Below are 18,649 nucleotides of genomic sequence, written 5' to 3'. Positions count from 1 at the left end.
CATTACATGCAAATGGTGTATCTTTAAAGTAATTCTACCTATCACAATTAAGGCATATCGCCGCATCTTTAATAAATACGATTATTTTAGCATAACTTAATTTATTAGCTTTTCATAGCTTTCGCCTAGCATAATTTATTTAGGCAGGCTTATCGCGCATACCAGAAAGATGTTGCAAGGTTGCCCTATCTAATAATTGCACCGTATGGGTATCAATTAATCTTATTACCCCTTGAGTCTTCAATTTTGAAAAACAACGGCTCACGGTTTCAATAGTAAGGCCTAAATGATCAGCTATATCGCTGCGATTCATTACCAGATTAACAGGATTATCGATTAGACCACTTTCAGTCGCACGCTTTGACGACATCAACAAAAAATTGGCCATTTTTTCAATAGGCGTTAATCGCCCCAATAAGAGCTGATTTTCACGCGATCTCGATAATGATTTTCTCGTCATCTCAAACAAACGCTCACGCATTTGCGGATAAAACTCCATCATTTGATCAAGCTCGTGGCGTGGAAATACGCAAAGGGTTGATGGTATTACTGCCTCGATCGTTTGGGTATAATAATCTTCCGCAATCAACCCGATAAACTCACCGGGCATAATAAAGCCTGAGATCTGCCTGCGACCATCAAACAATGTTGAAACAAGCCGCAACATACCACTGCGCAAAGTAAAAACATATTTCTTGATGTCACCTTCTTGAACAAGCTCTTGATTTGTATCAAGTTTTTTGTCAGAAGTAATACTGTCAAGCTCACGTAACATCGTCTCATCAAGTGATGCACATATGGCAATGCCATGCACTTGACAATTTTCGCATAAAGTTCCCTTCATGCTTTCACAACTTAAACTGTCATTAGGCTGAAACAGCATGCCCGATTGGAGCGTCGTTTTTTTCAATCTGTCCAACAATTGCTTTCCCTACACATAACCTAATCATTTTTTAATCTAAACGTTTACATATTAATCAAATAAGAATTAACGCTCATCAAACGATAGCTTCAAATGAGAGCATTTCAATTACAATCAATCGGCTTGATTATACATGCAAATATCAAACCCAAGTCTAAATGACTATAAAAAACATAGATATAAAATATTCTATCCATTTAAGAACCACAATCTAAGTCAGCAGCGAACCAACTGGACTGCACTCAAAAGACACCAAAAAAATTGTCCATATTTTATATTGAATTAGCACAATACTAAAGATAAATAACAATTATTTCCTTAGCACATTTTAATCATAAAAACAAATGATCTAATGGTAAAAGCGCAGATTTATCACAGCAATGATGTAGGCTTTAACCACACATCAAGTCATTCATATTTTATAAGCTTATAATGTTTTTAAAGCATATTATTATTAAGCGCCCTGCGTCTAAAACGCACAGTAATCATACTACTTAACGCTTAGCGTGTAAAATAGTTCCATTTAACATTATGAATTACACCATTTTTCGTATGAAATGATATTTGGCGAAAAATCCAATATAAAAATCAATGATTTTTTTTGAAAATTTTTGGTTTATATTTTCTAACCTATCATAAGTTTCTTCTGTTAAAATCTCACCATCAATTTGAGCATTTAAAAAATCTTGCGTATTTGGGAAAGTGAAAAATTGACAATACCTACTATCTGCTTGTTTTCGATAAAAATAAATATTTAACTGTACTGATGAAAGAGCAATTTGAAAGGGCTCATAAAGCTTCAACAATTGGTGATGAGCTTCACATACAGATGCTTCTGCTGAAATTAAAATCCATAAAGGCAATTCATTATATTGCAATTGCAACTCACCATAACTTGCAAGCCAATGCTGCTTTGTAAAAAGCTCTACATTGGCCAAAAAAAGTTCTGCCGCCTTTATGACAGCTATGAATCCTTCATTATTTTCCATAGCATACCTGCCCTTACTAGCCTCCTCTAATAAGAATTTACAAATAAATATTTATTATATAAACATATTTATCGTTTTTATCTGTAAAAATGTAAAAACAAATACCATCTATAAATTTAATATATATTTTTATCAATAAAATTATAAAGTTATCTAACTTAATAAAAAATTATATTTTAAATATTATGGTTATAATATTTTTTTCCTTTTAAGAATAGAAAACTTTTCTTTGTTTCCAATAAACAACCTATGCAACACTATATCAATAGCGATATTACCACATTGACATCCTACGTCTTCTTTCGGACAAGACGGTATAATACCTTCACAGATAAGGCATTTATAAAATATATCGTTATCAATGGGGGCTTCTGAATTATTTAAAACACCAACTTTGATAATTTCAAAAATATAGTTATTGTTCATTTTAATAATCCTGCATCAGGGGTAAAAATCCACCATCAAGTAACTGTTGAATAAATTTTTCTCCAGTATAACACTGAGGCACATCACTTGCTGCATTGAACTCTGGAACAGCTGAAGCTCTCCCATGCTCCGTAGAAATAGGTTTTTGCACAAGGTAACGCGTATATATTTTAATTCTCAGAGCGCGGAACCATTCCGCGTTGACTTAGACTATATCCACGCTGTCCTAAAAACCTGTCTTTAGGCACTCCAAATTTATCAACCTATTGTCCCGGCGTCAAAAAGCTTGCTTGACAAGTAACAAAACCACGTTTTTCAATCATAACATATCGACTTATAATGAATTTTCGGTTTGAAATACGAGCACTATCTGAAATTGTTATTTTTGCGTTAACCGGCTGCGAGCTAAAAGAACCGGATGAAAAAAATTCTTTGCTACAAGAAATTTTACCGCAAAAAGCGCTTATTTAACTAATGTTTTTTTAAAAAAACTGCAAACGCATCAGCGATGCAAAAAATTCGATACGTTACTATGTAAATGCAGTATTGAAAACTAGCATAAAGCAAAATGAAGAATAGCAAACAACCACAAAAGATAATCGGGAGCTTCAGTTCGGTCATTTTGATGAAAAATGGCTCATTACCCGCAGAATTAAACCAACAGATCGTAGCTTCCCTTATTAGTTTTCAAAATTTCCAACAAAAGCAATTTTTGCTTTTGTTGAAAATCAATAGTTTTGTTTTACCACTAAATATTACGGCTTCCAGGCTTAATTGCAGGAATTTTTGCAAGTTCTTCAGGTAAATTATCTGCGTCATATGAAGGCACTTCATATTCAGCCAAAGCAATAAGTGGCACACCTACATCTACCTTGCCAGCGGAACGGTCCACGATACAAGCGGCGGCAACAACATCAGCCCCAGCCTTGCGCATGCAATCGACAGTCTCGCGAATAGAAAGACCGGTGGTTACAATATCTTCAACAATCACAACGCGTGCGCCTTTTTCAACATCAAAACGGCGTAGCTTGAACTCGCCATTTTCACGCTCAACCCAAATGGCAGGCACATTTAAATGACGCGATGTTTCATAAGCAGGGATAAGACCACCAATAGCTGGCCCTACAACATAATCAATTTTTCCATCAACATTTTTGCGAATTTTTTCAGCAAGACCACGGCATAATTTTTCAGTCAAGTTAGCATGCATAAAGACATGGGCTTTTTGCATATAGGTGCCACTGCGCCGTCCTGATGTTAAAATAAAATGCCCTTCAAGAATGGCGCCTGCTTCGCGAAAAATATCAAGCACATCATCAGTTGTCATAAAAAATTCCTTCATTCTATTCGCGCGTTCTCTTAACTTTTACAAACTGATACCAATTTCAGATACCATGCAAAAAATGAATAGTGAAACGCATTTCTTTAAACCATTACATTTTAACATCTTTGCTAACGGACAACATCAAAATGCAAAAACAAAACCGATTAGCCGCAACAATCGATAAGCCCATTATGAGCCATATTTAATAGCGTTATTAACGTCATGCTAATTTATGTTCAAGCATCACATTGGTTTTGCATCACGCATTAACGCGTTTTGCACCGCTAACCATGTTTTCTTCCTTCAATTGCGAAATAATCTTGGTTAAATGTTTTAAATCCCAAACTTCAAGATCAATAATAATCTCGGTAAAATCTGGCGCAGTCCGCACCATCGATAAGTTTTGAATATTCGCATCATTTTTAGCCACAACTTGCGCCACTTCTGCTAAGGAGCCTGGCGAATTAATTGCTAAAACACTAACACGAGCAGGAAAACGCTCGGTCATTGCTGCATCAATATCCCAGCGCACATCAATCCAACGTTCAGGCTGATCATCATAGGCAGTAAGCGCTGGCGATTGGATCGGATAGATAACAATGCCTGCGCCCGGCTGTAAAATACCAACAATCCGATCACCGGGCACTGCGCCCTCTGGCGAAAACCGCACCGGCACGTCACCATGAATACCACGAATAGGCAATGGCGGCCGCTGAAGTTCATCCCCCTCACGATCATCTGAATCGCCAGCCGTCTTTTCGCTTCCCGGTACTTTGAAAATCATACCAGATGCATTTTGGATGTTAAACCAACCTTCTTCGCCCGGTTTTGCTTTGCTTTTTGTTGTTGCACGGCTATCTTGATAATCAGGATAAACTGCCTTGATAACATCGCTTGATGGTAATTCACCACGGCCAACCGAGGCCAAAACATCATCAATGTCTTTGCGAGCAAGGCGCGAAAGCACTGGCTTTAACTCATCCTTATTAAATTTTTTTCCTGCACGCTCAAAGCTACGTTCTAATATGCGCGTACCCAATCCTGAATATTGTTTACGTACAGCAACGCGAGTTGCACGGCGGATAGCCGCACGCGCTTTACCAGTCACCACCATAGATTCCCAAGCAGCTGGCGGTACTTGCGCTTTAGAGCGGATAATTTCCACTTCATCACCATTTTTTAAAACGGTCATCAACGGCATGATACGACCGTTAATCTTAACGCCCACGCAAGAATCGCCAACATTGGTATGCACGGCATAAGCAAAATCAATCGGCGTTGCACCGCGTGGCAAAGCGATAAGCCGCCCTTTTGGCGTGAAACAGAAAACCTGATCTTGAAAAAGTTCAAGCTTGGTATGTTCCAAAAATTCTTCTGGATTATCGCCTTCCGACAGAGATTGAATAGTTTGGCGTAACCATGCATAGGCATTGGTTTCGCCAGTCAAATTTTGTGGACTATTGGCTGAACCACGATCTTTATATATAGAGTGCGCAGCAACACCAAATTCAGCGATTTCATCCATCTCATAGGTGCGAATTTGCAACTCTACACGCTGGCGCGATGGCCCAACAATCGTGGTATGGATTGAACGGTAATCATTTTGTTTTGGAATAGAAATATAATCTTTAAACCGCCCCGGCACCATTGGCCATGTAGTATGGATAACACCTAAGGAGCGATAGCAATCTGCCACCTTATGCACCATAACACGGAAGCCGTAAATATCTGATAATTGCTCAAAAGATAAAGCCTTGGTTTCCATTTTTTTAAAAACCGAATAGGCTTTTTTCTGCCGACTTTTTACTTTGGCATCAATACCATTTTCAGCAAAGAGGAAAGACAACTCATCTTCAATGGTGGTTAAAATATCGGCATTACGTTCTTGCAACTCTGCCAAACGATCTTTAACCGCGCGCCAACCTTCAGGATTAATATAGCGAAAAGCGAGCTCTTCAAGCTCTTCACGCATATCTTGCATACCCATGCGGCCAGCAAGCGGCGCATAAATATCCATGGTTTCTTCTGCGATACGGCGGCGTTTATCATCGCGCATAACATCCAAGGTGCGCATGTTATGCAAACGATCTGCAAGCTTTACCAACAGCACCCGCACATCTTCAGAAATTGCAATCAATAATTTGCGCAAATTTTCCGCTTGAATAGCTTTTTTAGAAACAAGATCAAGTTTTTTTAGCTTGGTAAGCCCTTCAACCAATTTGCCAATTTCTGGCCCAAAAAGTTGATCTATTTCTGCGCGTGTCGCAGTTGTATCTTCAATAGTGTCATGAAGAAGCGCAACGGCAATAGTTGCCTCATCAAGGCGCATATCAGTTAAAATTGCAGCAACTTCTAAAGGATGAGAAAAATAAGCTTCACCTGTTGCACGTTTTTGTGCTCCATGCTTTTGCATGGCGTAAATATAGGCTTTATTTAGCAATGCCTCGTTGACGTCCGGCTTGTACCGCTGTACGCGCTCAACAAGCTCATATTGACGCATCATGGGCATAGTCTCCTGATTCTTTTGGGTGGTCTATCATTGCAGCTATTTTATTGAAAAATATTATATTACAACAGCATATAAAGAAAAATTGCGGTATTTCAATTAAAATTACTGTAATTTTCAAAATTATAAAACAATTCTAGATTAAGCAATAACAATAAAGTTTAAAATTAACATCATTGTATAAATTGATAAGTTAATTGCTCTTTCAATCCATATCACTTGTCTTTTCAATAGAAGTGAAACCAAAGCTTTTAAAAAATGAAAAAACAACCTCATATGAGTTTAATTAATATTGTCTTATAAACCCCAACAAATGAAAATTATCGGTAAGATCAGGAATGATAAAATGACAATTGTGTTTTCTACAGATATACACAGTTTTGAATAATTAATTCTGCTAACAGCCAAAAAATAAAATAGGGCAATGCAATGAAACATATCAAAATTATAACAACAGGCGGCACGATTGCGTCCACCAAAAATAAAAATTCTGATGGTGTCGTTGCTGGAATAAAGGGCAATAATCTTATTGCAACGATTAAAGACCGATTACCAAATATTCGGCTAACAGTTGACGATTTTTGTACATTGGATAGTGCGGCATTCACTTTGCCCCTCGCCTTCTCGCTAGCCAAGCAAATTAATGAAACCTTGCAACAGGCTGATTGTGACGGAGTTGTTGTAACTCATGGCACCGACACAATGGAAGAAAGCGCTTTTTTAAGCGATCTTATTGTACAGTCAAATAAGCCAGTTATTTTTACTGGTGCGCAGCGCAATGCTAGCGAAAGTGATAGTGATGGACCACGTAATATTGTCGAAGCAATTATTGCGGCTCAAAGTAATGAAACACAAAATCTTGGGACATTAATCGCCTTTGAGCATGATTTGCATGCCGCACGCGAAGTGAGCAAAACCCATACCTATCGCGTTGACAGTTTTCGCTCAAGCAGCTTTGGTAAAATCGGCTCTATTGAATTTGGCAAGGTAAGCATATGGCGTAAACCCCTGATGCGGTCCCCTATCGCAACAACGAGAGTTGAAGATAATATTGGTTTTATGAAATTAGCCATGGGTGTCAGCCCAGATTACCTAACCTTTTCAGCAAGCCAAGGTGTAAAAGGTTTTGTACTTGAAGCCTTTGGTCTTGGCAATGCGCCTGATGGATTTGCGGCAGCAATCAAGGTCTTAACCGACAAAAAAATTCCGGTTATCATATCCTCTCGTTGTATTGAAGGGCGCACAATGCCCATTTACGGCGGAGATAGTGGTGGCGTCTCACTCGCTAAAGCTGGTGCGATTTTTTCAGGCTCTTTATCAGGTGTTAAATCGCGCATTGCACTTGCATGCTTGATAGGCGCAGGTGCCACAGATGCGACTATCCAACATTATTTTGACGCTCAATAGACTTTGAGATACTTTAAAAAACTCAAGAATAACGGTAAGCTCATGGGATTTTTAGAAGCAAATTATATAACATTCGTCAAAAAATATGCCAATTTTTTTGGTCGTGCTTCACGGGCTGAATTTTGGTGGTTTCGTCTTAGTTATTTGATACTCTCAAGGATATTAATATGGGGAATACCAAAACTAGTAGAAACAAGTTTAGGACCAGTGTTATTTTCCACCCTGATACGTTTTTATGCATTCTGTATTACTCTTGATCTCATACTTGTTATACCATTCTTGGCAGTAACATCTCGCCGCTTGCACGATAGAAATATGTCTGGATTATGGTCGATCATTATTATCATCCAAGCAAGCTTACCCTATTACGAACTATTTGCGGAACCAGATCCACTTACATACAAAATGTTAAAAGGATTATTTGCCATAGCAATGATTATTTTACACATTATATTGATGTTTACAGGCACTATGGGTAGCAATAAATATGGTCCAGATCCATTAAGACCAAATACGAATGCTGATATATTTGCGTAACATAATTTTATGAAAGCTAACAAATAAGTTTTCGCATTGGATGCCTCGCCATAATCGTTACAAAACGATAATATAACATCGAATCAATAAAAACTTTTTGCCACATTGTGAAAGAGTTCAAATTGCAATAAAGATTACGCATTTCAATTTAATCTTGAAATGCTTGGTATAGTATAAGGAACCCGCTTATGAGCGATGAAAAGACAAAAGAAACAAAAGACGAAAATGCAGCTAAGCCGCTTGCAGGACGTATGGAAGAAAATCTATTTCGCTCACGCTTCGTTTTCATCATCGGCGGAATTGATGACAAAATGGCCAAGAATGTTGTGGCGCAGCTTATCGGGCTTGCGCAGGAATCTTCAGATCCTATCTATGTCGTTGTGTCCTCACCAGGTGGCCATGTAGAATCTGGCGATCTTATTCATGATATGGTTAAATTTATTCCAGCCCCAGTTACCATGATTGGTTCAGGCTGGGTTGCAAGTGCTGGTACCCATATTTTCTTAGCTGTTCCAAAAGAACGTCGTTTGTGCCTTGAAAATACACGTTTTCTTATACATGAACCATCAGGCGGCATTGGCGGCTCAGCAACCGATGTAGAGATTCAAGCTCGTGAAATTTTACGTATGCGCGAGCGTTTGGCTAAAATCATCTCACGCGAAACCGGACAACCAGTTGAACGGGTGCGCGCTGATATTGACCGCGACCATTGGATGACTGTAGAAGAAGCCATGGAATATGGCATTGTATCACGCGCCATCAGCACAATGTCAGATCTTGGGTCAGATCTCGGGTCAGATCTTGGGGCAGCTCCCAGCAGCAGCCAAAAATAAGTCTCTAAATTTTGCTATATTTTTAAACCTGCTATGTGCTGTGCATCTAGCAGGTTTTTTATTGGTGTCTGCGCAACATTTAATATAAATATGGACTGTCAAAATTTAAAATGGTTTTCACAAGGCCACCTTTTTCATTGCCCTTATAAAAAAGACAAATATTCAGTGGGTTAACCGATAGAGATAAGTTTTTTTAAATTAATTTAACTAGCATATAGTCGCTTGATGTGCGAAACTAAATGAGACGCGTTGTAACTGGAGTACCTGTCATGGAATTTAATAGAATCCGCAATATTGCAGAAAAAATTCTATCAGCCGGATGGACCAGATTATCCTGCTTTGATTTTGAGTTCCAGCGCCGCAGCGGTGAATGGAGCGAACAAAAACGTGAGGTTTATTGCCGTGGTCCCGCGAGTGCCATTGTCCCCTATGATCCTATCAGACAAACTGTTCTATTGACCCGTCAGCTGCGTTTTCCTGCCTTTTTGAATGGCGAAAACCCAATGATGTTGGAAGCTTGCGCTGGCATTATTGATGAGGGTGAAACGCCGGAAATAGCCATTATGCGTGAAGGCGAAGAAGAACTAGGCTATCGTTTCCATCAACTCACCCGAATTGGACGTGGCTTTTCTAGCCCGGGGTACTCATCAGAAGAATTATATCTTTTTATCGCCACCTATGATGCAGGCGACCGCATCGGTGCAGGCGGCGGCCTTTATAGTGAAGGCGAAGACATTGAAGTGGTAGAAATGGCGTTAGAAAAAGCTTTAATCATGGTTGAAAATGAAGAAATTATCGATCTAAAAACAATCCTACTTTTGAATTTATGTAAACAAAAGTTTTGTTAGTCGCTTTTTCTCTTGCGGGCTTGAATAAAATATGTAGTATCTAACACATGAAAACACTTGATCGCGCCATTTTCAGAAATAAAAGCTTTGCTGCCAAGCAAGGGTTTTGCGCGACTGCATATTTCAGCAGCTTTTCTTTAGTAAGCATTACAAATGCACTTCTACTCGGCCTTATTAGCGGTTGTCGGGTTCGCTGAGAGGCGCCCGGCAGCCGATTTATGCCAAAACGGCAAAATGCCTCTTTTTCCATTATTTTCTGTTTTAACATTAGTTCGTAATGAAGAGTGATATTATGACTTACACTGCTGCAAAAAAAGGCATGGTCAATGCTGACCAAAAATATCAAGCATATCCACAAGTTGGTTTAAAGGACCGTACTTGGCCTGATAAAACAATTGAACATGCTCCTATCTGGTGTTCGGTTGATTTGCGCGATGGCAATCAGGCTTTGATTGACCCAATGGGGCAAGATCGCAAAGAACGTATGTTCCGTTTGCTCGTTGATATGGGGTTTACTGAAATTGAAGTAGGTTTTCCATCAGCCTCGCAAACTGATTTTGAGTTTGCCCGCTGGTGTATTGAGCACGGCAACATGCCAGACTATCTCAGCATGCAAGTATTAGTGCAATGCCGACCAGAATTAATCACCCGTACCTTTGAAGCCTTGGAAGGCGCCAATCATCCGATTGTCCATTTTTATAATTCAACCAGCGAGTTGCAACGCCGCGTTGTTTTTGGCAAAGATGTTGCTGGCATCAAGCAAATTGCGACCGATGCTGCAAAAATGATTAGCGACATGGCGGCAAAAGCTGGCAATGACTTCCAATTCCAATATTCGCCAGAAAGCTTTACTGGCACAGAGCTTGAAGTTGCACTAGAAATATCCAATGCTGTTATTGAAATCATTAATCCGACACCGGAGAAGAAAATGATTTTGAACTTACCATCAACGGTTGAGATGTCTTCGCCCAATATTTACGCCGACCAGATTGAATGGATGTGCCGCAATATCGATCGCCGCGACAGTGTCATTATTTCATTGCATCCCCATAATGATCGCGGTTGCGGTATTGCAGCTGCAGAACTTGGCTTGATGGCTGGCGCAGACCGCGTTGAAGGTACTTTGTTTGGTAATGGTGAACGTACTGGCAATGTTGATATTGTTACCCTTGCCTTAAATATGTTTACTCAAGGCGTTGACCCAATGCTTGACTGCTCTAACATTGAGCGCATGAAGGAAGTTTACGAATATTCCAACCAATTGCGTATTCCTGAACGCCACCCTTATGTTGGTGAATTGGTTTACACCGCCTTTTCCGGTTCGCATCAAGATGCCATCAATAAAGGCATGAAAATAATAAAATCAGCCAACTCGCCAATCTGGGAAGTGCCTTATTTGCCAATTGATCCGCAAGACGTTGGCCGCTCTTATGAAGCAATTATCCGCATCAACTCACAATCGGGCAAAGGTGGTATTGCTTATATTCTAAATCAAGATTACGGTTTAAACTTGCCACGCAAATTACAAGTGGAATTCCGTGATGTTATTCAAAGAATTACGGATATTGAGGGGAAAGAGCTTCAATCACAACGTATTTATGATGAGTTTATTAAGACCTATACCTCAGGTGAAAATGCGCGCTTTGGATATATTGATCATGAAAGTCGCCCAGATCCGGTTGATCGCAACCGCCGCATTGTAACGGCCGATATAACCGATAATGGCGTTGTAAAAAGCATCGAAGGCAAAGGCAATGGTGTTGTTGATGGCTTTATCAATGCGCTATCCAACTATATTGGTAAGAAGCTTTCGGTTATTGATTATTCTGAGCATTCCATGCAGCAAGGCTCTGATGCAACCGCCATTTGCTATATGGAGATTGCCTATCCTGATGGTCATGTCTTTGGTGTTGCCATTGATGACAATATTACAAGTGCCTCACTAGCAGCCATTTTAGCCGCTGCAAACCGCATCGCATAGCTTCAACATATTACGTACAAATATCATATGCCCATTTAAGTCTTAAGATTTAAATGGGCATTTTTTATTAGAGCGTTTTCCAAAAAGTGTGAAGCGGTTTTCGGACAAAAAACGCGGTGTAAACAATGAATTAGAGCGCCGATCTGATCTAATCAGATCGAAATGCGCTCTAGGAAAAAAACAAAAGGCTTTAATTCTTGGTTTCAGTAGTATGAAACTTGTTTTCACGTAATGTGCCAAATAGACGCAATTTTTCAAGATGCTCCCGTTGCACTTTATAAAACTCTGTAAGAAACAGACGTTCTTGCCCAGGTTGCAATATTTCTTGAAAATTAATTTTTTGCATAATGGTCTTTGCCACCAATTTTATCTGACTATCCATTTGCGATAAATTACCATCGCGCAAAATTGCTTCTAATGTTTGCAATTCATGGCGACCATAAATGTCTAATTGCTCGGGTAAAAAGCTAAATATAGAGCTTTTACTTTTTAAACCACCACTGCTTACGACAAGATCAGGCATTAAAACCGACGTCGGATTTTCAACGACCAATGTTCCTGCAATAATATCCCCTAATCTTTGACGGCGGCGATTAGACAATGGCACAATAACAATAATAGCAGTCCAAACTAATGTGAGAATTTTGCCCCAGACTGGTAGATACCCAATATTAAGCATCAATATTACTGGCGTAAAAATCTCGACTTCTTTCATGAGATTTCGAGCGGTGATTTGGTGCGGTGTCAAGCGTCGTCCATTGATATTGATAACCCTAATTTTTGAAAATCTTTTGCCTAAAGTTCGACCATTCCAAATAAGTTCAGAAAAAATATAATAGGGCGTGCGTATTAAAAAAGCAGTCAAGGTTATCAAAGTAGATGCTGCCGTCCAACCAATGACATCGGTTAGAATTAAAACCCAAAACATGATAAAGATTAAAACATACGTCAATAATAAATCAATAGCTTGGGCGCCAAAACGGCTACCTATTGTTGCAATGGTAAAATGGATGGGGACACCCTCAGGTGGTACAAACTTCCAAAGACGAGGATTAATTCGCTCTTTTTTACTCATCTCCTATTACCGCCTTTTATAGGCTTTTTGCGCCCGCTCAATAATAACCAAGTAAACCAAAAGCCGCCCATTCCCCAACCAATTAATAATCGAATTTCCGCAGACTGAACCGTCTGACGCATAAATCCTTCTAAAAAGGCAGCAACTATGAGCATGATAGCTGCAAGAATAACTAACTTTACCGCATCACGTGATTGATGCTTTAATGCATCTTTGCGCGTACGCAATCCCGGTAATAAAACTGCTAATCCCAAGCGCGCACCGCCAGCACAAGCAATTGCTATCGCAGCAAGTTCCGTAACGCCGTGAATGGAAAGCCAAGCAAAAATATCATAGCCTACTCCCTTTTGCACATGCATGCCAAAAAACGCACCAAGGATTAAACCATTATAAAATGTCAGCAAAAAACTTGGAACAGCTAAAAAAATACCCAATGCAAAAATGAATATTGCAATTTGAGTATTATGAGAGAACAAATCTGCAGCAAAATCTGTTAACTTATCAACAAAATTTTCTTTATCGCTATAAATAGATTTAAGAAGCTGCTCTGCACTAGCTTCTGGCGTTCTATCGTCAAAGACGCTGGATGGAACCAAGCTATAAAACCAAGATGTGTCTTGATTAAAAAGCTGGAAACCAACCACCGCTCCCAATATAAGCGCCAAAAAGCCAACAAATAAAGGCAAGGCTGAACGCCTTACGGCTTGGGGAATACCAGAAACAAAAAGCCGACTGATAACACCTCGCAAGCTTTCTTGCGGTGCATAGACCACAAGGTAAGCACGAGAACAAAGACTTTCCAAATACTCAATCAAAGCTAAATCAAGAGAAATGTCACGCGCAACACTTAAAGAATTAACAGCTTGGCGATAGGTGTCGGTAAGTTCATTGGTTTCTTGATAGCTAAAGCTTGAAATACCATTTTTTTCAGCACGCTTTATCAATTCATCAAGCCGCAGCCAATATTTTTCACGCTCCAAGCGAAAGCGCGATGAACGCAAATTACCCTGCTCCGTGACAATAATTGCATCATCGCGGTTAACATTGCTTGAAAAAGTGAATTCATGACCGTAATTAGTCTCACTCATATCATTCCCCGCAATTTAATATCGATATAGCGTGATATCAAGTTAGTGGTCAGCAATTCAGGCGCACTATCAAGACACAACACCCCCATCCTATTTAACTTTTCCAAAACTGCGCGCCGTTCTTCAATAATATTATGAGCCGACACTGCTCGCGCAATCGGCTCTAATCCTAAAACCTCTGGCTTCGTCATTTTATCAAGAATTGGGTCCTTCATTGCTATATAAACAACCAGATGCTGACGGGTCAAAACCTGCATATTTTCAATCATTAATTCAGCAGTTATCGTATCAACAAAATCGGAAAAAATAATTACTAATGAGCGCTTTTTTAACTTTGTTGCCAATTGTGTGAGACCAAGGGTATGATTAGTTTCCCGTGTTTCATATTGCATTTGAGCACATGTTTTTTGAATGCGACTGAAGGCATTGCGCCCAGGTGCTGGCGGAATAAAAATACGCGGTCTGCTATCAAAACTATAAAATCCAACATTATCCCCCGCAATGCCCGATGCCCAACACATCGCCAAAGCTGAGTTTATAGCACAATCAAGTTTGGAAACAGTTGCCAATTGCTCGGCCATTAAGCGCCCACTATCAATGCATAAGACGATCTGATGATTTCGTTCAATTCGCGTTTCGCGTACAATAAGACTTCTCGTTCGTGCCGAACGTTTCCAATCAATACTACGAGGATCCATGCCCGCACTAAATTCACGCAACTGGTGAAATTCGCTACCATCACCACGTGTTTTCATATCCTTTTGTCCACCGGCTAAAGGATAGATTTGGGTGTAGATTGCCCCTGACAAAACAGGAGAAATATCAGGAACAATATCTATTGTCTTATTGATTGGAAAGGAAATAAGAAACTCCAGCAAAGACAATTTTGACGACCACTTCAACCAAAGAGCAGGTATTTTAAACTTGCCACGTTTGGTAGGCAAAAGCGTGGCGCGCGATGCCGTTTCCTTTGCTCCTTGTTCATAAGAAAGGTTAAATTCTGGCTTACCAACCAACACCAATGGCAGATCAAGGCGCATAACCAGATCCTTGGGCAACACATCTTTTTGCACAAAAATTTGCGCAACAAGCTCAATATCTTGCCCAACAAATCCCTGTTTAGGTAAATCTGCAATTAAACCAATACGCTTTGGTGGTAGCGATACCAACGCATCTATAACCAAAACACCCATTAAGACTGCCCAGAAAAACGGTAAAAGCCAGCTAAGACTTGAAAACCAAAAGGCAACGATAATAGTTGCAACAGTAAGACCTAAAACAAGGGTGATGAGGTGAATTGAAGGGCGCATCTATCGGGGGGCATCCACACGGTTAATAATATTGGTTAGAACATCTTCGGCTGCTTTCCCGTCAATTTCTGCCGCAGGTGAAAGCACAATACGATGGCGAAGCGCTGGAATAAACAAAGCTTGCACATCATCTGGAATTGCATAATTGCGTCCTTCAAATGCAGCACGGACACGAACAGCCGACGCAATAGCATCGGCGGCACGGGTTGACGCGCCATATAATATATCACCATCCGAGCGCGTAGCACGAACAAGGTCAACAATATAAACAAGAATGGTCTCATCCAACCGAATATTATCAAGAAGGGCATAAGCGCTTTTTATAAGATCGGCAGTAAGAATTTGTTTTAATTGTGGTTTATTGGTATCTTCATGTATAGCTTTAGAGCCATGAGCGGTTAAAATTGCAATTTCTATTTCACGATCAGGAAAATCAACAACCAACTTGAAAAGAAAGCGGTCAAGCTGCGCTTCTGGCAGGGGATATGTTCCATGTTGCTCAATAGGATTTTGGGTAGCTAACACAAAGAAATTATCACCAAGTGAATAATCGCTACCATCAATGGTTACCACACGTTCATTCATAGCTTGCAATAATGCTGACTGTGTTTTTGGCGGTGCACGGTTAATTTCATCAGCCAAAAGAATATCTGTAAAAATAGGCCCCTTAGTCAAATGAAACTTATTGGTTTCAAAATTAAACAAATTAATACCAAGCACATCGCTTGGCATCAAATCTGGCGTAAATTGAATACGTCTATATTGCATATCCATAACACTTGAAACACAACGCGCAAGCAAGGTTTTAGCTGTCCCTGGAGGCCCTTCAACAAGGCAGTGCCCCCGTGCAAAAATTGCCGTCAACACAAGATCAATCAGCGCATCTTGCCCCTGCACATATTTGTTGATTTCATCGCGTATAGACGCAACCAAATTATGGAGTTCATCGAGATTCAAGGTCTACTCTCCTTAGTAATTCGCGAAAATCTTCTAAATTTTTGTGTAACTCGTGATGTCTCATTATTGGTCCAAGCAGCATTAAAGAACGAGCCAAGGAAGCAAATTTTTCTGCCAAAATTTTATCTTTTTGAGCGAGCCGTTGTATGAAACGATCAATCCCCGCTTGATTACCACCACTTTCGCCAAAAGCTTGTACCGCCCTATCCAACAAACTATTTTGCACAAATTGTGCGACCATTTGTCCATCATTGCCCGAGAGCCGCAGCAATCTTGCCATAGCACTTACTGCTGCTGTTTTTGATATTTCAATATTGTCATTTGCATCTTTTAATGGCGGGCCAAAACGAAAAGCGCCGCGCCATAGGCAAATGATGGTAATCATTAAAATTGCAGCCCAAATAGTCGACAACGGATATTCAAAAAGGCGAGCAAAATCGCTAGCATCGCGTTTGTATGGCTGTGGCTTAACTTCTTCATGGGCTTGATTGGAAAATAGCCTTTCATTTACATCGAGAAAAACGGACTTTGCATCTAATTCGGCCAACATATCATTGATCATATCAACAGCTATGTCTCTATTATTACCAAGTGCAAGCCCATGATTATTGAATAAATCAGGATCTGAAAGGAAGTAAGCGGAATAATCACCAGAACAATGAATTAATAATGCGCCAGCCTTTATACCAAGCAATTCCTCACATTCATCAGGAAGAGTACCGCGGAAAAAAAACTGCGCATCATAAAGCTCTACTTTTCGCATATGGCCGCTAATTGTTTTAATATTTTCTCGCGTAAAGCTATTCAAAGAACGATCTAATCGAATACCACCATAATCAAGCGTGTCCATGACCCACTTAACATTGGGTAACAACAGTAAAAAATTATTATCAGCTTTAAGGTTTTCGCTTACTCTTTTATCCCATTTAGGCAGCACAACCATTGTATCTAATTCATTAACCTTGTTTTTTAAGGTTTGCGCTAGCTTACGGCGCGCATCAGTAAAATATGGAAGCTGATAATGACCATTTAAATATGGAAATATGATTGCATCAGTTGAAAGAATACGAAAATCAAATTGCGTGTCCAAATAGGTTTTATATTTATCAAAGCTTGTTGTTTGGATATCCTTTGCTTTTAACACAAGCTCAAGCCCTTTATTTCCTAAAGCTGAAAGCTCATAAGGCTTATTGCGCCATTGTGATGTAAACAAAAATAAAGCCAATAAAAATAAAGCAATGAGAATGACTACAACGAAAATTTTACGCATTAGCCATCTTCCTTATATTTAAAAAAATTCTGGCTTTGCTGATCAACTCATCAAATTGGTCTGACGTTATTTCTTGCCCACCATAATGCACGAGTTCCGTTGTTTTCAACAAAAGCTCCAACTCATCACGTTGCGGCAATGATTGGGGAAGACGGCGAAAGATGGTTCGCTCAGTGTCAGAGCGTGCAAGCCGTGTAGAACTAAGACCAGCTCCATGCAAAAGGCACATCCGCAATAATTCTATCATCGCTACGCGTTTGTCATCAATAGCTAAAATTCCTGATAGAATATCATTCGATGAGCTTGAAACAATATTGCTTGCATTTCCCCAACTTTCAGGTATCTCACCTTGCGGCTTTATATCTTTAGGGGAATTATTCAACAAAACACCGGAGCCGCCAAAGCGTAGCCAAAGCAGAATAACAACAACAATAATCACCAAAACAGTAAAAACTGAAGTTGGACCGATTAAAATTGGCGTTGATGAACGGTTGCTTACTGTTCGACTTTTTTGCTCCGGTTGCGATTGTGTCTGCTGTTCTTCAGGCTTTATTTCATCATGTCCATAACTTATTTTGCAATCAAATTTATATTTTTCACACTCTTCAATATATTGACGTTGATTAACTTGATTTTCAGTACTTATGCCTTGCGATGGATTAGAAGAAGTATGTGAACGGGCAACATTCTGTCCTTTGGCAATTGTGATACCAATTACCAAAACACACAAAATAAGAAAACCTAATGCCTTTTTAGTCTTTATCATTAATATTCACACGAATATGTCTTGTAAACTATATGGTCCAGTTGGATATTCACCATAATTATTGACACTTTTGGTCCCCTTCAAAATAAGTATGCCAAACAAAACAATAAGAAAAATAAGACCCGCAGCACTTGTATTTACAAGTAGCAAAATTTCTTCAATGTGATAAAAACAAATGAAACAATATTATAAAATAATATCACCACCAAAATTATGATAAATATGAGCGGCTAGAAAAATTGGCATATCTTTCAAACAACACCGCCTTTATTGCTCACCCCCATTTATATCCCTTACATTTAAATGACAGCTATTTATAGAAAGCCAATTGGATTAAATAATATTAATTCTATACTATTGACATTATTACCAAATATTACAACTAAAACACTTATTCCATAGCGCATTTA

At 39.4% G+C, this 18,649-nt stretch carries 16 protein-coding genes; 5 read left to right on the top strand and 11 right to left on the bottom strand.

Annotated elements, in window-relative coordinates:
* Nucleotides 1-139: 139 nt before the first annotated feature.
* From H3299_RS03780 to H3299_RS03760, 5 genes are all read right to left on the bottom strand, one after another.
* Nucleotides 140-919: a helix-turn-helix domain-containing protein gene (locus H3299_RS03780; protein WP_246708133.1), complete on the bottom strand. Its 780-nt coding sequence runs from the start codon at nt 917-919 to the stop codon at nt 140-142.
* A gap of 539 nt (nt 920-1,458) precedes the next feature.
* Nucleotides 1,459-1,911, bottom strand: a complete 453-nt coding sequence (locus tag H3299_RS03775; RefSeq protein ID WP_182418986.1) for a hypothetical protein — start codon at nt 1,909-1,911, stop codon at nt 1,459-1,461.
* Between the two features lie 189 nt (nt 1,912-2,100).
* Nucleotides 2,101-2,337, bottom strand: a complete 237-nt coding sequence (locus H3299_RS03770) for a hypothetical protein (RefSeq protein WP_182418985.1) — start codon at nt 2,335-2,337, stop codon at nt 2,101-2,103.
* A 748-nt stretch (nt 2,338-3,085) separates the two neighbouring features.
* Nucleotides 3,086-3,664 (bottom strand): orotate phosphoribosyltransferase, encoded by a 579-nt coding sequence (gene pyrE, locus H3299_RS03765; RefSeq protein ID WP_182418984.1) that lies wholly within the window; start codon nt 3,662-3,664, stop codon nt 3,086-3,088.
* Nucleotides 3,665-3,920: 256 nt separating this feature from the next.
* Nucleotides 3,921-6,164, bottom strand: a complete 2,244-nt coding sequence (locus tag H3299_RS03760) for a bifunctional (p)ppGpp synthetase/guanosine-3',5'-bis(diphosphate) 3'-pyrophosphohydrolase (RefSeq protein ID WP_182418983.1) — start codon at nt 6,162-6,164, stop codon at nt 3,921-3,923.
* A 432-nt stretch (nt 6,165-6,596) separates the two neighbouring features.
* On the opposite strand from H3299_RS03760, the gene H3299_RS03755 reads away from it, so the two are divergent.
* The 5 genes from H3299_RS03755 (at nt 6,597) to leuA (ending at nt 11,773) form a co-directional block, all read left to right on the top strand.
* Nucleotides 6,597-7,574 carry an asparaginase gene (locus tag H3299_RS03755; protein WP_182418982.1) on the top strand — a complete coding sequence of 326 codons (978 nt, stop codon included), beginning with the start codon at nt 6,597-6,599 and terminating at the stop codon, nt 7,572-7,574.
* Nucleotides 7,575-7,616: 42 nt separating this feature from the next.
* The gene (locus H3299_RS03750; RefSeq protein ID WP_182418981.1) at nt 7,617-8,111 is read left to right on the top strand and encodes a DUF805 domain-containing protein; all 495 of its coding nucleotides are present in this window, start codon (nt 7,617-7,619) and stop codon (nt 8,109-8,111) included.
* Nucleotides 8,112-8,299: 188 nt separating this feature from the next.
* Nucleotides 8,300-8,944: an ATP-dependent Clp protease proteolytic subunit gene (locus H3299_RS03745; RefSeq protein WP_182418980.1), complete on the top strand. Its 645-nt coding sequence runs from the start codon at nt 8,300-8,302 to the stop codon at nt 8,942-8,944.
* A gap of 269 nt (nt 8,945-9,213) precedes the next feature.
* On the top strand, nt 9,214-9,792 hold the full coding sequence (locus H3299_RS03740; RefSeq protein ID WP_182418979.1) for an NUDIX domain-containing protein: 579 nt from the start codon (nt 9,214-9,216) through the stop codon (nt 9,790-9,792).
* A 292-nt stretch (nt 9,793-10,084) separates the two neighbouring features.
* Nucleotides 10,085-11,773, top strand: a complete 1,689-nt coding sequence (gene leuA, locus H3299_RS03735; protein ID WP_182418978.1) for a 2-isopropylmalate synthase — start codon at nt 10,085-10,087, stop codon at nt 11,771-11,773.
* A 190-nt stretch (nt 11,774-11,963) separates the two neighbouring features.
* Here leuA and H3299_RS03730 read toward each other — a convergent pair whose 3' ends face one another.
* From H3299_RS03730 to H3299_RS03705, 6 genes are read right to left on the bottom strand one after another with little or no spacing between them, the layout of a single operon-like run.
* Nucleotides 11,964-12,848, bottom strand: a complete 885-nt coding sequence (locus H3299_RS03730; protein WP_182418977.1) for an RDD family protein — start codon at nt 12,846-12,848, stop codon at nt 11,964-11,966.
* Nucleotides 12,845-13,936 carry a stage II sporulation protein M gene (locus H3299_RS03725; RefSeq protein ID WP_182418976.1) on the bottom strand — a complete coding sequence of 364 codons (1,092 nt, stop codon included), beginning with the start codon at nt 13,934-13,936 and terminating at the stop codon, nt 12,845-12,847. Before H3299_RS03725 ends, H3299_RS03730 begins: the two co-directional genes overlap by 4 nt.
* Nucleotides 13,933-15,246 carry a DUF58 domain-containing protein gene (locus tag H3299_RS03720; RefSeq protein WP_182418975.1) on the bottom strand — a complete coding sequence of 438 codons (1,314 nt, stop codon included), beginning with the start codon at nt 15,244-15,246 and terminating at the stop codon, nt 13,933-13,935. The genes H3299_RS03725 and H3299_RS03720 overlap by 4 nt, the downstream gene beginning before the upstream one ends.
* Complete coding sequence (locus H3299_RS03715; protein WP_182418974.1) at nt 15,247-16,203, bottom strand: MoxR family ATPase; 957 nt, start codon at nt 16,201-16,203, stop codon at nt 15,247-15,249.
* Entirely contained in the window at nt 16,190-17,473 is a 1,284-nt protein-coding gene (locus H3299_RS03710; protein WP_182418973.1) for a hypothetical protein, read from the bottom strand. The genes H3299_RS03715 and H3299_RS03710 overlap by 14 nt, the downstream gene beginning before the upstream one ends.
* Nucleotides 17,466-18,239 (bottom strand): hypothetical protein, encoded by a 774-nt coding sequence (locus tag H3299_RS03705; protein ID WP_182418972.1) that lies wholly within the window; start codon nt 18,237-18,239, stop codon nt 17,466-17,468. The genes H3299_RS03710 and H3299_RS03705 overlap by 8 nt, the downstream gene beginning before the upstream one ends.
* Between the last annotated feature and the right edge of the window lie 410 nt (nt 18,240-18,649).

It is taken from the genome of Bartonella sp. HY038 (assembly GCF_014117425.1).
In the GTDB taxonomy this organism is placed as follows: Bacteria; Pseudomonadota; Alphaproteobacteria; order Rhizobiales; family Rhizobiaceae; genus HY038.
This window is presented reverse-complemented; position numbering and strand designations above follow the sequence as displayed.